The sequence below is a fragment of the Streptomyces sp. RPT161 genome (assembly GCF_027533845.1).
GTDB classification, from domain to species: domain Bacteria; phylum Actinomycetota; class Actinomycetes; order Streptomycetales; family Streptomycetaceae; genus Streptantibioticus_A; species Streptantibioticus_A silvisoli_A.
In genome coordinates this window covers 102,097-120,057 of sequence record NZ_JAPZVN010000001.1, presented here as the reverse complement: position 1 = coordinate 120,057, position 17,961 = coordinate 102,097, and the positions used below count along the sequence as shown (strand labels likewise).

Here is a 17,961-nt window from a genome sequence, read left to right as displayed (position 1 = left end):
ATGGGCGCGTACGCGGGCCAACCGGCTTACAGGTGTGAGGGTTTGGGGCATCCGGTGGCCCTCAAGTGAGTTATCAGGCGCGGACCGCTCGTTGCTTTGATCCACGGGGTGACGGCGTCCGTCAAGCCAGCAGTGAGGTTGGGGTGATGAGCCGGGCGCGGTCGTGCAGTTCGCGGGCGGCGGGGTTTTTCAGGTGGGGGCGGATCAGTTGGTGCATCGTTCGGATTCGCTGGTCCGCTCGTCCGGACTGGACCAGGGGGTAGTCGTCAAGGACCAGATGCCATGTGGCGCAAGCGGCTTCCAAATGACCGATCGCGAATTGGCGTTCGGCGAGGAGGGCGCGTTCCTTCACTCGGGTGCGGCGGTAGACGTCATACCGCAACCTGTCGGATTGCCGCATCGCTTCGACGGCGCCGTGCATGTCGCCCAATTCGTACCGGACTTGACTTGTGTGGTAGTTCAGAGCAGCGGGGTCGTACGAGCCGAAGGCCTTTTCCCTGGATTCCGCCTTTTCCATGGCCACTTCCGCCTCCCGGAGGTACATGAGGGCGCTGCGGCGGTCACCGATCTGCGCGGCGGAGTGGGCCTGCTGGCCCGCGAGGAAGGCGCGCATCCTGGGGCCGGCCTGCGGGGACGCGGCGGCAGCCGCGTCCGCCAGTCGCATCGCCTCTCGCCCGTGCCCCAAGTCGACTGCTTGGACGCTCATTCCGCGCAGCGTGGTGCAGTAGGTCAGACGGTCTTCCGACGCCCCGGCGAGTTCCAGCGCCTTCAGGTAGTACTGCTGCGCGAGGCCGTGAACGCCTTCGTCCACCGCCATGTATCCGGTGAGGTAGCACAGATCCGAGGCGGCGGACAGCATCGCTTTGCGAACGTGGTCGGGAGCGTCTGCCCGTAGGTAGGGCGCGACGGTATTCACGAGAAACGCGGCGGCCATGGGGCGCGCGTGCCGTCCACCGAACTGGTCGTCCAGTTCGGACACCCGCTCGGTCATTGCTATGACTATCTCGACTTCGGGCATTCCGATGCGTTGCGTATGGCCGGTTTGGATGGCTTCCATGCGGCCGACCACGTCCTGCCAACCCGGCACGGTGAGGGCGACAGAGAACAAACCCGCGCCGAGGACGCTGCGCCGGGATGGGTCCATGTCCTACCTCCTTGGGAGCAGTGCGACGGTGCGGCGCTATCCGTGAGAACCGGCGCATGTTGAGAGTCGGATCAGTCGTCTGGGCGTCTCGGACGTGGCGCGTGCGGCTGAGTTCTGGACGGAGGCACTCGGCTACGTCCCGAGTGAGGCATCTGCGTCATCGGCACCGACCACCACTGGCGAAGACCGGACGACCACCGGCTAGACAGCGGGGAAGCCTGCTCTGACGGCCGATATGAAGGCCGTCCATGCCTCTGCGGTGAAGACCAGGACTGGGCCCTGGGGGTCTTTCGAATCCCGGACGGGTACGAGACCGGTTGCGCTGTCGGCAACCTCCACGCAGGAGCCGTCTTGACCGTTGCTGTATGTGGACTTGCGCCACGAGGCGGCGCCTGGGAATCCTTCGGCTATTTCGACGCACGCGCCGCCTTCGTTATTGGTGTAGGTGGATTTGCGCCATATGGCGCCGCTCAGATCGGGTCGTGGCGTGGGCATGCGTAGCACTCCTCCATCGCAGTCTTGATCAGAGTCAGCGAAGCATCCGGCGGCAACGCTTGGATCCGAGCGTGATCGTAAGTCAGTGAGCGCGCCGTCACTTGATCCGGTTCCTCTTCGAGGACTCCTGGGCCGACGCCCTCCAGATAGGCCACATCTGGGCCGTCAGCGAAGGACAGTAGGGCGAGCGAGCCGCCCATGATCGCGTACTCGCCGTGGGTGAACGGCATGACCTGGACTGTGGCGTCGGGGGATTCCGCCAACTCGGCGATGCGAGCCAGTTGGTCGTACATGGCGTGTGGGCCGCCGACCTGTCGCCGGATGACGGCCTCGTCGAGAACGGTCCACAGAAATGGGGGAGGTGTCTTCCGCAACAGTTGCTGACGGCTCATTCGAGCCGCCACCTTCTCTTCGATCTCCTCCTGCGAGGCGCGGGGCAGCCCCTTGCGCAGTGCCGCGCGTGCGTACGCCTCGGTCTGCATCACTCCAGGAACGATCTGCGGGGAGTACCAGAAGATCTTGGTGGCCTTCGCTTCCAGAAGCATGAACTTCTGGACGTAGTCCGGGAACTTCTCCCGTGCCCGCTCGCGGACCATGTGTTCCCACAGTTCCGTGAGTTCACCGCCCGCGCCCAGCGCAGCGTCCAGCGCCACGCACATGTCCCAGGTCGGCGGATCCGTCCCCAACTCCACTTGCGCGATGCGGTTGTGGGAGTAGTTGAGCCGGGTGCCCACCTCGCGCTGGGTCCAACCCAGCCGCTCCCGGTGCTTGCGGAGCTTCTTGCCCAGCAAGGCGGCCAAGGAGACCGTTGGGTCGAGTTCCTTTGGTGCGGCCATCCGTCGTCGTCCTTCGTTTCAGGGGCTTTCAAGCTCCAGATGGCGAGGGGCGCTTGAAGCGGTTACCCCTGGTGAGCGTAGCGCTACGCCGCGATGCTCGGAACACGAACGAGCGGGAAGGCGAATCACAGGTGCTCGAAGTAGGGGCCGTAGTGCGGGATTTGAGGACAGGCCGGGTCGGCGTGGTGCTCGGGATGAATGCCGGGCGGGTGAGTCTGCGGCCGGCGGGTGGTGGGGCGCCCTGGAGCGCGCGGCACGTGGATGTGCGTGCGGCCGAGCCGATGGAGGAACTGCGGGCGCGCGTGGCGGAGGTCAACGCGTGGGGACGGTGAGTGACTGCGCGGAGTGCGAGCGGCTGCGCGCCGCCGAGGAGGATGCCCGCCGCACCGGGGACCTCAGCCGGGCGACAGACTGCCGCGTGCTGGCCCGACGGCACCGTCGGGCCGCACATCTCACGGCGACAGCCGGTAGCACAGTTCCGGGCGACCGACCTGACCGTACTGCGGGCTGCGTACCGCCTGTCCCGTGCCCACCAGGTGTTCCAGATAGCGGCGGGCCGTGATGCGGGAGACGCCGACCGCCGCGGCGGCCTGGCCCGCTGACAGGCTGCCGGCGTCGCGCAGTGCGCGGGTCACCGAGTCCAAGGTCGGGGCGCTCAGCCCCTTCGGCAGCGTGGCCGCCTCCGAGCTGCCGCGCAGTACGGACAGGGCGCGGTCCACTTCGTCCTGGCCGGTCGCCTTGCCACCGCCTGACAGCCCGTCGCGGAAGCGGGACCAGCGCTCCATCCGGTCGCGCAGCGCGGGGAACGTGAAGGGCTTGAGAAGGTACTGGACCACGCCCACCGAGACCGCCTGCCGGACGACGTCCAGGTCGCGCGCCGAGGTCACCGCGATCACGTCGGCCGTGTGTCCCGCGGCGCGCAGCGAGCGTATGAGTTGCAGTCCGTGGCCGTCCGGCAGGTGCAGGTCGAGAAGGATCAGGTCAACGGCGTCCCGGTCGAGGAACCGCATCGCCTGGGCGCCGGAGTGCGCGACGGCTGCCACCTCGAAGCCCGGCAGCCGCTCCACGTACATCCGGTGTGCGCTCGCCGCCACCGGGTCGTCCTCCACCACCAGTACCCGGATCATGATCGGGCAGCCTCCCGTACCGGCAGCCGTACCGTGAACACCGCGCCCACCCCGCGGTCGACCCGGACCGTACCGCCGCAACGGCGGGCGGCCTGCTCGACCAGGGCGAGGCCGATTCCGTGGCCGGGCTCGCCCTTGGTGCTCCAGCCGCGCCGGAACACCGCGGGCAGCGCCCCGGGGTCCACTCCGCTGCCGGAGTCCGCGACCCGCAGCAGCAACTCGCCGCCGTCCAGCCGGGCGGCGACCTCGACGTAGGGGCGGCGGGCCGCCGCACCGTCGACGGCCGCGTCCAACGCGTTGTCGATCAGGTTGCCGAGAATGGTGACCAGATCGCGGGGGCTCAGCGGAAGGTCTTCCGTGATGTGGGTGTCGTCGGAGACGCGGAACTCCACACCCCGTTCGCTGGCCTCCGCCGCCTTGCCGAGCAGCAGCGCGGCCAGCACCGGCTCGGCGACCGCCGCGACCACCCGGTCGGTGAGAGCCTGGGCCAACTCCAGTTCGGCGGTGGCGAATTCGACCGCTTCGTCCACCCGGCCCAGTTCGATCAGCGAGACGACGGTGTGCAGGCGGTTCGCCGCCTCGTGGGCCTGGGAACGCAGCGCCTCGGTGAAGCCCCGCTGGTTGTCCAGTTCTCCGGCGAGCGCCTGAAGGTCGGTGTGGTCGCGCAGGGTGACCACGGTGCCGCGCTGCTCCCCGCCGCTCACCGGCTGGGTGTTGACCACCACCACCCGGTCGGCGGTGAGGTGCAGTTCGTCCACCCGGGGCTCCGCGGCCAGCAGCGCCCCGGTCAGGGACGGGGGCAGGCCCAGTTCGGACACGTACCGTCCGACCGCCTCGTGCGACAGGCCCAGCAACTCCCGGGCGGCGTCGTTGCACAGGGCGATGCGCCGCTCGGCGTCCAGCAGCACCAGCCCCTCGCGCACCGCGTGCAGTGTCGCCTGGTGGTAGTCGTACATCCGGCTCAGGCCCTCGGCGCCCAGGCCGTGGGTGTGCCGTCGCAGCCGCCGGTTGACGACGTACGTGCCCGCGCCGCCCACCGCGAGCGCGGCCAGCGCCACGCCGATCAGCGCGGCGAGGTGGCCGCGCACCTCGCTGCTGATGGTGGAGACCGTTATGCCCACGCTGACCAGGGCGGTCACCCTGCCGCCGTCCTCGACCGGGGTCACCACCCGGACCGAGCGGCCGAGGGTGCCGGTGTGCGTCTCGGTGAACGTGTGGCCGCGCAGCGCGGGCGCGGTGTCGCCGAGGAAGTGCCCGCCGATCCGGCGGGGGTCGGGATGGGTCCAGCGGACACCGGCCGGGTTCATGATCGTGATGAAGGTGACGCCGGTGTCCTCGCGGACCCGCTCGGCGTACGGCTGGAGCACGGCGGTGGGGTTCGCGGTGTGCACGGCGGTGCGCAGCAACGGAGAGTCGGCGATGGCGCGGGCGGTGGCGGTCACCTTGTCCCGCGCGTCGTCCTCGGCCTGCCGCTGGGCGTACGTGTACGCGAGTGCCGCGCAGCAGACCAGGACCACGGCGACCACGACGACCTGCATGGCGAACAGCTGACCGGCCAGACTGCGGGCGCGCCTCCCGCGCGGGGTCCGGGAGTTCTCCTCCGGGGGCTTCGCTCCCAGGTGCCCCCTTTCCGAGGGCTTCGCACCTGGACACCCTCGCCCGGTGGAGGGCATTCCGGGGCGGCGGGCTATCGGCATGGGGCCAGTGTGCACAGGTCGCGTGAACTCTATGAACGTAAACGTGACCGCCGTCACGTCGGCCACGCATAGTCGCCGGAACCGACCGGTCGGGACGCCGGTGGTACCTCAGGAGGAAACGATGGCAGAGCCGACGCCCGCGCGCCCGCGCCGGGACCGGACCCACTACCTGTACCTCGCCGTCATCGCGGCGGTGCTGGCCGGGATCGCGCTGGGCCTGGCCGCCCCGGGCGCGGCCAGGGAACTGAAGCCGCTCGGCACCGGCTTCGTCAGCCTGATCACGATGATGATCTCGCCGGTCATCTTCTGCACCATCGTGCTGGGCATCGGCTCGGTACGTAAGGCGGCGAAGGTCGGCGCGGTGGGCGGCCTGGCACTCGGCTACTTCGTGGTGATGTCCTCTGTGGCGCTGGCCATCGGGCTGGTGGTCGGCAACTTCCTGCACCCGGGCAGCGGTCTGCATCTGACCGCCGCGGCGAAGGCCGCCGGGCACGGTCAGGCCGCGGGGTCCGTGGAGGGCGGTACGGACTTCGTCCTCGGGATCATCCCCAAGACGCTGATGTCCGCGTTCACCACCGGGCAGGTGCTCCAGACGCTGCTGGTGGCGCTGCTGGTCGGCTTCGCCCTACAGGCGATGGGCACCGCGGGGGAGCCGCTGCTGCGCGGCATCGGGCAGCTTCAGAAGCTGGTCTTCCGGGTGCTGTCGATGATCATGTGGGCGGCGCCGGTCGGGGCGTTCGGTGCGATGGCGGCGGTGGTCGGCGCCACCGGTGCCGGGGCGCTCAAGGCGCTGGCCGTGATCATGGTCGGCTTCTACGCGACGTGTCTGCTGTTCGTGCTCGTCGTGCTCGGCACGGTGCTGCGGCTGGTCTGCGGGGTGAGCGTGTTCTCCCTGCTGCGGTATCTGGCCAGGGAGTTGCTGCTGATCCTGTCGACCTCCTCGTCGGAGTCGGCGCTGCCGAGGCTGATCGCGAAGATGGAGCACCTGGGCGTCAGCCGCCCGGTGGTCGGCATCACCGTCCCGACCGGCTACTCGTTCAACCTCGACGGCACCGCGATCTATCTGACGATGTCCTCGCTGTTCGTCGCGGACGCGCTCGGCAAGCCGCTGGCGCTGGGGCAGCAGATCTCGCTGCTGGTGTTCATGGTGATCGCCTCCAAGGGCGCGGCCGGTGTCACCGGCGCGGGCCTGGCCACCCTGGCCGGCGGACTCCAGTCGCACCGTCCTGACCTGGTGGACGGCGTCGGGCTGATCGTCGGCATCGACCGGTTCATGAGCGAGGCACGGGCGTTGACGAACTTCGCGGGCAACGCCGTCGCGACGGTGGTCATCGGCACGTTGACCAAGGAGTTCGACCGGGACCGCGCGCGGGCGGTGCTCGACGGCCGACTGCCCTTCGACGAGCAGGTGTTGGGTGACGGCGAGCCGTTGGGCTCCGAGGGCGCGAAGCGGCCCGTGGCGGTGTGATCCGGCCGGGCTACGGAACGGTGACGGTGTCCGCCAGCCGCGCGGCGCGCTCGGCGGGCACGCCCGCGGCCGTCAGGGCGGTGACGGCGGCGGCGCTGCCCGCCCGCCGCGGCGGCAGGGCGCCGTCGTTGACCGCCTCCATCAGCCCGAACAGCACCTGCTCGTGGACGTAGGCGAGCGCCTCCGCGGGCAGTGGTGAGCTGAACACCCCTTGGTCCAGGCCGCGTTGCAGCAACTCCGCGCAGGAGCGGCGGACCGGTGCCAACCGCCGCCGGATGCCCTCCATGGTCACGCTCCGCTGCGCGAGCGCGACCAGCAGGCGGTAGCGGTCGGCGATCCTCCACACGGCGAGGATGCTGCGGGTCAGCGCCTCGGCGGGGTCCTCTACACCCTCCTGTGCGGCGGCGTGCGCGGCGGCCACCGCCTCGGCGGCGTCGTCGGTCAGCGCGCTGATCAGCGCGTCGCGACTGGGGAAGTGTCCGTAGACGGTGCGGCGGACCACGCCCGCGGCGCGGGCGATCTGGTCCATGCTGGCGTCCGGGTCGCGCAGCAGCTCGGCGAGCGCGACGTCCATCAGACGGCGGCGGTTGGCGTCGGCTCGGCCGGTCATGCTGGTTCCTTCCTGGGATGCCGCACGAACGTCCCTGCGAACGCCCCCTGCGAGCGGGTGTCCGCGAATCCTACGGGTGTCGGTCCTCCGTTCATTTTGCACATCGCTGTGCAATGACGTAACTTGCACATGGCTGTGTAATTGCACAGCGCTGTGCAAGATCCTGAAGGGGGAGTGCCGTGCGCCTTGTCCTGACCGAACCGGTTGACTCCGCGGGCCGGCCGTACGCCCGCCGGTGGTGGGCACTGCTGGTGCTGTGCCTGAGCCTGCTGATCATCGTGATGGCGAACACCTCGCTCACCGTCGCGGCCCCCGACATGACGGCGGACCTCGGCCTGACCAGCTCGGACCTGCAGTGGGTGATCGACGCCTACACCGTGCCGTACGCGGCGCTGATGCTGCTGCTGGGCGCCATCGGCGACAAGTACAGCCGCCGGGGCGCGCTGCTGCTCGGGCTCGCGGTCTTCGGCGCGGCGTCCGTCGCCGGGTCGCTGGTGCACAGTGCCTCCGGAGTGATCACGGCGCGCGCCGTGATGGGCGTCGGGGCGGCCATGATCATGCCCGCCACGCTGTCGCTGCTGGCCGCGACCTTCCCCAAGGCCGAGCGGGCCAAGGCCATCACCATGTGGACGGCGACCGCCGGACTGGCCATCGCGGTCGGTCCGCTGGTCGCGGGAGTGCTGCTGCAGAACCACAGCTGGTCCTCGACGTTCCTGATCAACGTTCCGGTCGTGGTCGTCGCGATGGTCGGCGCGCTGGTGCTGGTGCCGCCGTCCCGGGCGGCGCACCAGGGGCGGATCGACGTGGTCGGCGGGCTGCTGTCGGTCGTCTCGCTCGGCGCGCTGGTCTACATGATCATCGAGGGGCCGCACTTCGGTTGGGGTACCGCGGCGATCACCGCCGCCGTCATCGCCGCGGTCGGCCTGATCGCCTTCGTGCTCTGGGAGTTGCGGCATCCGCGTCCGGTGCTGGACGTGCGGCGCTACCGCGACCGCGGCTTCGCGGGTTCCAACCTCGCCGTGGCGCTGTTCTTCCTGGCCGTCTTCGGGGCCTTCTACTTCCTCACCCAGCATCTGCAGTTCGTGCTCGGCTACAGCCCGTTGGACACCGGGGTACGGATGCTGCCGCTGGCCGGTGCGGTGTTCGTGGGTGCGGCGCTGACCGGTGTGCTGACGCCGCGGCTCGGCATGAAGGTGACGGTCACCGCGGGCATGGTCGGTGGCACGGTGGCGCTGGCGCTGCTGACCCGGGTGGACGCCGGGTCCTCGTACTCGGACCTGGTGGTGCCGCTGGTGGTGCTCGGGTTGGCGATCGGGCTGAGCCTCTCGCCGTGCACCGACGCGATCATGGGGGCGTTCCCGGAGTCCGAGCTGGGTGTGGGCGGCGCGGTGAACGACACCTCGCTGGAGCTCGGCGGGTCGCTGGGGATCGCCATCCTGGGGTCGGTGCTGTCCGGTTCGTACTCCTCGCATCTGGCCGACGCGGTGCGCGGCAAGCTGCCGTCGGCGGCGCTGTCCGCGGCGCAGGACTCGGTGGGCGCCGGGCTCGCCGTCGCGCAGAAGGTGGCGGCCCAGGCCGGGCCGCAGCAGGCCGCGGCCATGGCGCACGCGGTGCGGGGAGCGTTCTCCGACGCGGTCGCGCACACCAGCCTGGTGGGGGCTGTCGTGCTGGGCGTCGGCACGGTTCTCGTAGCGGTTCTGCTGCCGCTTCGCCGCCGGGCGGCGGTGGCGGCTGACACCGCCGCGGAGCGGGAGCTGGAAGAGGTGCGGGGGTAGCGGCTTCGGGGGGCTTGCCCCCCGAAGGGGCTACTCGACCAGTTGCCAGAAGTGGTCCAGGATCTGCGCCAGGAACGGCGCGCCCTTGTCCTCCGGGGAAGCGGTCTCGCTCCAGCTCAGGGTGGAGGTCATCAACGACTGGTACTGCTCGTGGAGTTGGCTGAGCGCGTGCTCTATGCGTTCGCGCGGTAGCGTGACCATCGCGCTCACCGGCTTCACATAGGGCTGCCAGCGGACCGAGGCCGCTGAACGCAGGTATTCGGCCAGCTTCTCGGCGCGGCCGGTCACGGCCACCAGTTGGGCCTGGCTGAGACCCAGCACCTCGGCCAGGGCCGCCGTCCGGCGGGCGTCGCCGGTCCAGCGGTTGCGGTCCTCCAGTCGCGCGTACTCCTTGGGCCGCAGGCCCACCGCGAACGCGACGTCCTCCAACGCCAGCCCGCGCGACCAGCGGTACTCGCGCAAGGTGGTGGGCGCCCCGAGCAGGTCCGCGGGCGCGCACCACAACGCGGCGGCCAGCGCGGTCAGTTCCTGTTCGCTGGGGAGAAGCTGGCCCCGTTCCCAGGCCAACACCATGTCGGGCAGCACGCGCAGGCCGTATGACGCCCACATTCCATGGGAAACATGGGCGTGCGACATTCCAAGTTGCTGACGAAGACGCCTTGCGGAGGCAGGATCGAAGGGAGGCGGCACTCGGTCAGCGTACGACCGACTACCGCCCGTGACGCACCGTATGTTCTGCCGAATCATGGCCGAAAACCGACCACAGTTCTCAGAGGTTCATACGGGTCGCAACCACACCGTGGCCAGTGGCGGCAGCGTCAACGCCCCGGAGACCGCGGCGGCGTTGCCGACCCCGCTGCCTCCGTACGCCATGCCGTCCGTGTTCAGCACCTCGCGCCAGCCGTCGTGCCCGGACGGGAAGTCGATCTTGTAGTCATGGCGCACGACCGGCGAGAAGTTGCTGACGCAGACCAGCGGGCGCCCGTCGGTGTCGTAGCGCACGAACGACAGCACGTTGTCGTCCGCGGCGTTTCCGTCGATCCAGGCGAATCCCGCGGGATCGGTGTCCAACTGCCACAACGCCGGAGTGGCCCGGTAGCACGTGTTCAGGTCGCGCACCAGGTCCCGTACCCCGATGTGGTCGCCGGCCGCGCTGTACTCGGGGTCCGTGAGCCACCAGTCGGGGCCGGAGTCGTGCGACCACTCCGCGCCCTGCGCGAACTCCTGCCCCATGAAAAGCAGTTGCTTGCCCGGATGCGCCCACATGAAGCCCAGATAGGCCCGGTGGGTGGCACGTTGCTGCCACCAGTCACCGGGCGACTTGGCGACCAGCGCGCGCTTGCCGTGCACCACCTCGTCGTGCGAGATCGGCAGCACGTAGTTCTCGGAGTACGCGTAGACCATGGCGAACGTCATGTCGCCGTGGTGGTACCTGCGGTGCACCGGCTCATGGGAGAGGTAGCGCAGCGTGTCGTGCATCCACCCCATGTTCCACTTCAGGCCGAAGCCCAGTCCGCCCGCATCGGTCGGCCGGGTCACCCCGTCCCAGGCGGTGGACTCCTCGGCGACGGTGACGATGCCCGGGCAGCGGCGGTAGACGGTGGCGTTCATCTCCTGGAGGAACGCCACCGCGTCCAGGTTCTCCCGGCCGCCGAAGGCGTTGGGCGACCACTGCCCGTCCTCGCGCGAGTAGTCGAGGTAGAGCATCGAGGCCACCGCGTCCACCCGCAGCCCGTCGATGTGGAACTCCTCAAGCCAGTACACCGCGTTGGCCACCAGGAAGTTGCGCACCTCGGTCCGGCCGAAGTCGAACTCCAGCGTGCCCCAGTCCGGGTGCTCGGCGCGGCGCGGGTCGTCCGGCTCGTACAGCGGGGTGCCGTCGAACCGGGCCAGCGCCCAGTCGTCCTTCGGGAAGTGCGCGGGCACCCAGTCCATCAGCACGCCGATCCCGGCCTGGTGCAACGCGTCCACCAGGTACCGGAAGTCGTCCGGCGTACCGAGCCGGGCGGTGGGGGCATAGTACGAGGTGACCTGGTAGCCCCACGAGCCGCCGAACGGATGCTCGGCGATCGGCATCAGCTCCACATGCGTGAAGCCCAAGTCCTTCACGTACGCCGGGAGTTGCTCGGCCAGTTCGCGGTAGGACAGGCCCGGCCGCCAGGACGGCAGGTGGACCTCGTAGACCGAGAACGGCGCTTGGTGCACCGGGCGGGCGGCACGGTGGGCCAGCCACTCCTGGTCGTGCCAGGTGTGGCGGGAGACCTCCACCACCGACGCGGTGGCGGGCGGCGCCTCGGTGCGCCGGGCCATCGGGTCGGCCTTGACCACCCGCCCGCCGTCCGGGGTGGCGATCCGGAACTTGTAGAGCGTGCCCTCGCCGATCCCGGGCACGAACAGCTCCCACACCCCCGTGGCGCCCAGCGAGCGCATCGGATGGCCGGTGCCGTCCCAGTAGTTGAAGTCGCCGACCACCTGCACGCCGCGCGCGTTCGGCGCCCACACCGCGAACCGGGTTCCGGTCACGCCCTGGTGGGTCATCACCCGTGAGCCCAGCGCCCGCCACAACTCCTCGTGCCGTCCCTCGCCGATCAGGTGCAGATCCAGCTCGCCCAGCGACGGCAGCAGCCGGTAGCCGTCCTCGACCTCGTGCGCGCCGTCGTCGTACGTCACCAGCAGCCGGTAGTGCGGGATCTCCGGCAGCGGCAGCAGCGCGCTGAACAGCCCCCGGCCCTCCGACCGCAGCTCGATCCGCGACTCCTGGAACAGCACCGCCACCGCCCGCGCGTACGGTCGCAGCACCCGCACCACGATCCCGCCCTCGGTGCGGTGCGCGCCCAGCAGCGCGTGCGGGTCGTGGTGCGCACCGGCGAGCAGTCGGTCCACCTCACCGGGGTCAGGTGGGCTGTCCGTCGTCGCCGAAGGCACGGGGTGTGCGGCGGGAGTGCGCACGGGCGCCGGGGCGGCCGGGGGCACGGGCGTGGGCGGCCTGCGGCGGGGGGCGGTGCCGGAGGCGGGTGGGCGGTTGCCGGGGGTGTAGCCGCGGGCGGCGGCCTCGGGTTGGTTGCCCGGGGCGTACGCGAGGAAGGTGGCCGGTACAACGGATGCTGTCTCCCCGGGGGACGGGCGCGAGGGGTCGCGGGGAATCACGGTCGAGTCCTCCTGATCGGCGATGGGTTGGGGTCAGCGTGCGGCGGGCTGGCTGAGTCGCTGGATCGCGGCCATCGGGATGGGCAGCCACTCGGGGCGGTGCCGGGCCTCGTACAGCACCTCGTACACGGCCTTGTCGGTCTCGTACGCGCGCAGCAGCACCTGGGCGTCCCGTGGATCGTGCCCCGAGCGCTCCGCGTAGCCGGCGCAGTAGGCGGCGCGATGCCGCTCGGCCCAGTCGGCGGCGTCCGGCGCGGCCGGATCGCGGTGCCGGGCCGCGTAGTCGAAGGACCGCAGCATGCCCGCGATGTCCTGGACGAAGGGCTGCGGACGGCGCCGTTCGGCGAGCGGGCGGGCCGGCTCGCCCTCGAAGTCGATCAGCACCCAGCCCTGTTCGGCGGTGTACAGCGCCTGGCCGAGGTGCAGATCGCCGTGGATCCGCTGGGCGGGCAACTCCACCCCGGAGGAGGAGAGCCGGTCCAGATCGCGGAAGGCGCCGCGCAGTCCCTCGGCATAGCGGGCCAGCGCTGGTACGGCGGCCGCCGTCGCGTCCAGCCGGTCGGTCATCGCACCGGCCAGCAAACGGATCTGCGGGCGGCGCAGGACCGCCCCGGGCAGCGCGCCCGCCAGCGCGGTGTGCACCTCGGCGGTGGCCGCGCCCAGCGCATGGGCGGGCCCGGTGAAGTCCTCACCGGCGGCCACCGCGGCCAGCGCCAACTGCCAGCCGTCGGCGCAGCCGGGCAGATAGCGTTGCAGCACCCCCAGCGTGGCGGGCTCCTCGTGCAGCCCCAGTGCCTCCACCCAGGCCACCGGCGCGGCGACCCTGGCCGACCCGCCGCGGGCCAGTGCGAGGGAGAGTTCCAGGTCGGGGTTGGTGCCGGGGGAGACCCGGCGAAATAGCTTGAGGATAAACGTATCTCCGTAGACCACCGAGGAGTTGGACTGCTCGATGCCGGACAGCCTGGGCGGCAGCCCGGAGGGGATCGAGACGCCGGACTCCGCGGAGAACCGCAGCGGCCCGGTACGGCCGGGGGTACGCAGCCGCTCCAGCAGCAGGGTGGCCAGCCGGGCGTCGTACAGCGCCTCGTACACCGTCAGCCCGGTCAACGGGCCGACGCCGGCATGGCCGACCAGCGCCGGGGCCAGCGCGGGCGGCAGCAACCGCCGGGTGCCGAGCACCAGTTGGTAGCAGTCCGGCGGCACGCCGGGCTGCTGGACGTCGAGCAGCAGATGCAGCAGGCCCGTGCCGCCGAGCCGCCCGTCAAGCGGCAGCAACTCCACCGCGCTGACCAGGGCGAACCCGGAGATCGGCCGTCCCTTGCCGGCGAACCACCGCTGCCGCGGCAGCCATTCGCGCAACAGCGGCGTCAGCGACCGCAGCAGCTCGGTGGGCGCGAGCGGGTCCCGCGCCCTTACGGCGGTGTCGGTGGTGACCGGAGGGCGGAGCCGCGAGGTATCCGACATGGCGTCCTTTCCTCGGGGGCGCGCCCCCGAATCCCTTGGGGGACCGGGGACTCGACCCCGCATCGAACCCACCGCGAACTCCACCCGCACTACACGTCGCGGCGTAGCCGGAACCAGTAGAAGCCGTGCCCCGCAAGGGTGAGCAGGTAGGGGAGTTCGCCGATGGCCGGGAAGCGGACGCCGCCGATCAGCTCGACCGGGTGGCGTCCTTCCCACGTCTTCAGGTCCAGTTCAGTGGGTTGCGGGAACCGCGAGAAGTTGTTCACACACAGCACGATGTCGTCGCGCTGCCCCTCCGTGGAGGGCGCCTCGCGCAGGAAGGCCAGTACCGCCGGGTTGCTCGACGCCAGTTCGGTGTAGGAGCCGAGTCCGAAGGCGGGGTTCTGCTTTCGGATCTCGATCATCCGGCGGGTCCAGTGCAGCAGCGAACTCGGGCTGCTCATCTGGGCTTCGACGTTGGTGACCTGGTAACCGTAGACCGGGTCCATGATCGTCGGAAGGTAGAGGCGTCCTGGGTCGCAGGACGAGAAGCCCGCGTTGCGGTCCGGGGTCCACTGCATCGGGGTGCGCACCGCGTCGCGGTCGCCCAGCCAGATGTTGTCGCCCATCCCGATCTCGTCGCCGTAGTAGAGGATCGGCGAGCCGGGCAGCGACAGCAGCAGGGCGGTGAACAGCTCGATCTGGTTGCGGTCGTTGTCCAGCAGGGTCGCCAGCCGCCGCCGGATGCCGATGTTCGCGCGCATCCGCGGGTCCTTGGCGTACTCCGCGTACATGTAGTCGCGTTCCTCGTCGGTGACCATCTCCAGCGTCAACTCGTCGTGGTTGCGCAGGAAGATGCCCCACTGGCAGTTCGCCGGGATCTCCGGCGTCTTGGCCAGGATTTCCGAGACCGGGTAGCGGGACTCACGGCGCACCGCCATGAAGATCCGCGGCATGACGGGGAAGTGGAACGCCATGTGGCACTCGTCCCCGCCGCTGGGGAAGTCGCCGAAGTAGTCGACCACGTCCTCCGGCCACTGGTTGGCCTCGGCCAGCAGCACGGTGTCCGGGTACTGGGCGTCGATCTCGGCCCGCACCCGCTTGAGGAACTGGTGGGTGGCCGGGAGGTTCTCGCAGTTGGTGCCCTCCTCGGCGTACAGGTACGGGACCGCGTCGAGGCGGAAGCCGTCGATGCCCAGGTCCAGCCAGAACCGGAGGCCCGCGATCATCTCCTCCTGCACCCGCGGGTTCTCGTAGTTGAGGTCCGGCTGGTGGGAGAAGAAGCGGTGCCAGAAGTACTGCTTGCGCACCGGGTCGAAGGTCCAGTTGGAGGTCTCGGTGTCGACGAAGATGATCCGCGCGTCCTGGTACTCCTTGTCGTCGTCGGCCCAGACGTAGTAGTCGCCGTACGGACCGTCCGGGTCGGTACGGGAGGCCTGGAACCACGGGTGCTGGTCGCTGGTGTGGTTCATGACGAAGTCGATGATGACGCGCATGCCGCGCTGGTGTGCGGCGTCGACGAACTCCACGAAGTCGGCGAGGTCACCGAACTCGGGCAGCACGGCGGTGTAGTCGGAGACGTCGTACCCCCCGTCACGCAGCGGCGAGGCGAAGAACGGCGGCAACCACAGGCAGTCGACCCCGAGCCACTGGAGGTAGTCCAGTTTGGCCGTGAGGCCCTTCAGGTCGCCGATGCCGTCGCCGTTGCTGTCCTGGAAGGAGCGGACCAGCACCTCGTAGAAGACCGCGCGCTTGAACCAGTCGGGGTCACGGTCCTTGGCGGGCGTGTCCTCGAAGGTGTCCTGGACGGGTTCGTTGACTGTCAATTGGGTGACCCTCCGATCGTTGAGGACGGTCGCAGGGACAGCACGTGCGCGGGGCGGGAGCCCGGTTCCAGGCGCACATAGTTGTCCCTGCCCCATTGGTAGTTCTCACCGGTGAGCTCATCGCGCACCGGGACGGTCTCGTGCCAGTCGAGGCCGAGATCCGGCATGTTCAACGAAACGGTCGCCTCACGGGTGTGGTACGGGTCGAGGTTGACGACCACCACAATGGTGTCGTGTGTGCCCTCCGGCGTTCGCGCCCGCTTGGAGTACACGATGATCGCGTCGTTGTCGGAAGCATGGAACCGAAGGTTCCGCAGGTACTGCAGGGCGGGGTGGCGCCGCCGCAGCCGGTTGAGGTGGGTGATCAGCGGGGCGATGGAGCGGCCCTCGCTCTCGGCGCGTGCCCAGTCGCGCGGGCGCAGTTGGTACTTCTCCGAGTCCAGGTACTCCTCGCTGCCCTCGCGCACCGGGGTGCTCTCGCACAGTTCGTAGCCGGAGTAGACGCCCCAGGACGGGGAGAGCGTGGCGGCCAGCACCGCCCGGACCTCGAAGGCCGGGCGCCCACCGTGCTGGAGGTAGGCGTTGAGGATGTCGGGGGTGTTGACGAACAGATTGGGGCGCATGTAGGCGGCGGCGTCCCCGCTCAACTCGGTCAGGTACTCGGTGATTTCCTCCTTGGTGTTGCGCCAGGTGAAATATGTGTACGACTGCTGGAAGCCGATCGCGGCCAGGGTGTGCATCATGGCGGGGCGGGTGAACGCCTCGGCCAGGAAGATCACGTCCGGATCCGTGCGGTTGATCTCCGCGATCACCCTTTCCCAGAACTCCACCGGCTTGGTGTGCGGATTGTCCACCCGGAAGATCCGCACGCCGTGGTCCATCCAGTGCCGCAGCACCCGCAGGGTCTCCCTGGTGAGACCGCGCATATCCGTGTCAAATGCCAGCGGATAGATGTCCTGGTACTTCTTGGGGGGGTTCTCCGCATAGGCGATCGAGCCGTCGATACGGTGCGCGAACCATTCGGGGTGCTTGTCGACCCAGGGATGATCGGGAGAGCACTGCAACGCGAAGTCGAGCGCCACCTCAAGCCGCAGTTGCCTGGCCCTGGCCACGAAGGCGTCGAAATCGTCGAGGGTGCCCAGATCCGGATGGACGGCGTCATGCCCGCCGTCGGGTGAGCCGATCGCCCAGGGCGAGCCGACGTCATACGGCCCCGCGGTCAGCGCGTTGTTGGGGCCCTTGCGGAACGCGGTGCCGATCGGATGGATCGGCGGCAGGTACACCACGTCGAACCCCATCGCGGCGATCGCCGGCAGCCGCTCGGCCGCGGAGCGCAGCGTCCCCGACCGCGGCGGCATGCCCTCGCGCAGCACCGCTCCCTCCGAGCGCGGGAAGAACTCGTACCAGGAGCCGAACAGCGCCCGGGTGCGCTCCACCTGAAGCGGCATCGGCCGCGACGCGCTGACCAGCTCACGCAGCGGGAACCGGTCCAGCACCGCCACGACCTCCGCGGCCAGGGCGGCGGCCAGCCGCTCCTCGGCGGTGTGCTTGCCGTCCCGCAGCGCGTCCACCGCCTCCAGCACCACCGAGCGGCCGTCCTTCTTCGGCACCCCGGCCGCCGCGCGCTCGTGCAGCGCGGCGCCCTCGGCGAGCACGAGCTCGGTGTCGATCCCGGCCGGAACCTTGATCCGCGCGTTGTGCCGCCAGGTGCTCACCGGATCGGACCAGGCCTCCACGGTGTACGTCCAGCGGCCCTCGGCCGTCGGGGTGACCTCGGCGCCCCAGCGGTCGGTGCCCGGGGCGAGTTCACGCATCGGGGTCCAGGGGCCGGAGCGCCCGGCCGCGTCCCGCAGCACCACGTTGGCGGCGACCGCGTCATGGCCTTCGCGGAAGACCGTGGCGCTGACCTGGAAGGGCTCGCCCACCACGGCCTTCGCGGGACGCCTGCCGCAGTCCACGAGCGGGCGGAGATCCAGTACGGGGATACGGCCGATCATGTACTCACCTGGACTTGCCTCGTTACGTTTTCTTGGTGCCCCCATTGCCTTTTGTATCTGCTCCCTGGACTGTGCACTCGTGCGCATGGCCGCTCCTGTGCGCGTTCACTCGGTTGGAATGACGAGACCTGACGGGGTAACAGGGTGCGGGGCGTCCTGGAAGCCTTCCCGGAGGCTCCTGATGAACACCATCTTTCGGACCGAGGACGCTCGTACGAAGGGGTGAAGCGGTGACGAGTCGTTGACCTGGGAGGAGCGGGCAGATGACGTGTCAGGGCCGTTAGGCTGAAACGGTGGTGCCGTACACCCCCGGGGAGCACCGCGGGTGCACAGGGAAGCCTTACGTAGGAAATCGTCCTGTACAAGGGACCCTGGGGGAAGGGAATCGGCCAAACC

Annotated in this window: 13 protein-coding genes; 2 read left to right on the top strand and 11 right to left on the bottom strand. The window is 69.9% G+C overall.

Annotated features, from left to right (window positions below; genetic code table 11):
- Positions 1-121: 121 nt before the first annotated feature.
- From O5O46_RS00460 to O5O46_RS00435, 5 genes are all read right to left on the bottom strand, one after another.
- Positions 122-1,144 carry a transcriptional regulator gene (locus O5O46_RS00460; protein WP_269853145.1) on the bottom strand — a complete coding sequence of 341 codons (1,023 nt, stop codon included), beginning with the start codon at positions 1,142-1,144 and terminating at the stop codon, positions 122-124.
- A gap of 201 nt (positions 1,145-1,345) precedes the next feature.
- The gene (locus O5O46_RS00450) at positions 1,346-1,639 is read right to left on the bottom strand and encodes a DUF397 domain-containing protein (RefSeq protein ID WP_269853144.1); all 294 of its coding nucleotides are present in this window, start codon (positions 1,637-1,639) and stop codon (positions 1,346-1,348) included.
- The gene (locus O5O46_RS00445; RefSeq protein WP_269853143.1) at positions 1,615-2,475 is read right to left on the bottom strand and encodes a helix-turn-helix domain-containing protein; all 861 of its coding nucleotides are present in this window, start codon (positions 2,473-2,475) and stop codon (positions 1,615-1,617) included. Before O5O46_RS00445 ends, O5O46_RS00450 begins: the two co-directional genes overlap by 25 nt.
- A gap of 452 nt (positions 2,476-2,927) precedes the next feature.
- Positions 2,928-3,602, bottom strand: a complete 675-nt coding sequence (locus O5O46_RS00440; RefSeq protein WP_269853142.1) for a response regulator — start codon at positions 3,600-3,602, stop codon at positions 2,928-2,930.
- Complete coding sequence (locus O5O46_RS00435; RefSeq protein ID WP_269853141.1) at positions 3,599-5,140, bottom strand: sensor histidine kinase; 1,542 nt, start codon at positions 5,138-5,140, stop codon at positions 3,599-3,601. Before O5O46_RS00435 ends, O5O46_RS00440 begins: the two co-directional genes overlap by 4 nt.
- Before the next feature lie 280 nt (positions 5,141-5,420).
- Between O5O46_RS00435 and O5O46_RS00430 the strand changes: the two genes are divergently transcribed.
- On the top strand, positions 5,421-6,767 hold the full coding sequence (locus O5O46_RS00430; protein WP_269853140.1) for a cation:dicarboxylate symporter family transporter: 1,347 nt from the start codon (positions 5,421-5,423) through the stop codon (positions 6,765-6,767).
- A gap of 10 nt (positions 6,768-6,777) precedes the next feature.
- Here the strand turns inward: O5O46_RS00430 and O5O46_RS00425 are convergent, their stop codons facing one another.
- On the bottom strand, positions 6,778-7,377 hold the full coding sequence (locus O5O46_RS00425; protein ID WP_269853139.1) for a TetR/AcrR family transcriptional regulator: 600 nt from the start codon (positions 7,375-7,377) through the stop codon (positions 6,778-6,780).
- Between the two features lie 179 nt (positions 7,378-7,556).
- Here O5O46_RS00425 and O5O46_RS00420 point away from each other — a divergent pair, with 179 nt between their 5' ends.
- Positions 7,557-9,152: an MFS transporter gene (locus O5O46_RS00420; protein WP_269853138.1), complete on the top strand. Its 1,596-nt coding sequence runs from the start codon at positions 7,557-7,559 to the stop codon at positions 9,150-9,152.
- 30 nt (positions 9,153-9,182) lie between these two features.
- Here O5O46_RS00420 and O5O46_RS00415 read toward each other — a convergent pair whose 3' ends face one another.
- The 5 genes from O5O46_RS00415 to O5O46_RS00395 form a co-directional block, all read right to left on the bottom strand.
- A complete protein-coding gene (locus tag O5O46_RS00415; RefSeq protein WP_269853137.1) occupies positions 9,183-9,737 on the bottom strand; it encodes a helix-turn-helix domain-containing protein in 555 nt (184 codons plus the stop codon).
- 192 nt (positions 9,738-9,929) lie between these two features.
- The gene (gene glgB / locus O5O46_RS00410) at positions 9,930-12,299 is read right to left on the bottom strand and encodes a 1,4-alpha-glucan branching enzyme (protein ID WP_269853136.1); all 2,370 of its coding nucleotides are present in this window, start codon (positions 12,297-12,299) and stop codon (positions 9,930-9,932) included.
- A 33-nt stretch (positions 12,300-12,332) separates the two neighbouring features.
- Entirely contained in the window at positions 12,333-13,763 is a 1,431-nt protein-coding gene (locus O5O46_RS00405; protein ID WP_269853135.1) for a maltokinase N-terminal cap-like domain-containing protein, read from the bottom strand.
- 89 nt (positions 13,764-13,852) lie between these two features.
- Positions 13,853-15,568, bottom strand: a complete 1,716-nt coding sequence (treS, locus tag O5O46_RS00400) for a maltose alpha-D-glucosyltransferase (RefSeq protein WP_269853134.1) — start codon at positions 15,566-15,568, stop codon at positions 13,853-13,855.
- Positions 15,565-17,565, bottom strand: coding sequence for an alpha-1,4-glucan--maltose-1-phosphate maltosyltransferase (locus O5O46_RS00395; RefSeq protein WP_269853133.1), 2,001 nt, complete (start codon positions 17,563-17,565; stop codon positions 15,565-15,567). Before O5O46_RS00395 ends, treS begins: the two co-directional genes overlap by 4 nt.
- Between the last annotated feature and the right edge of the window lie 396 nt (positions 17,566-17,961).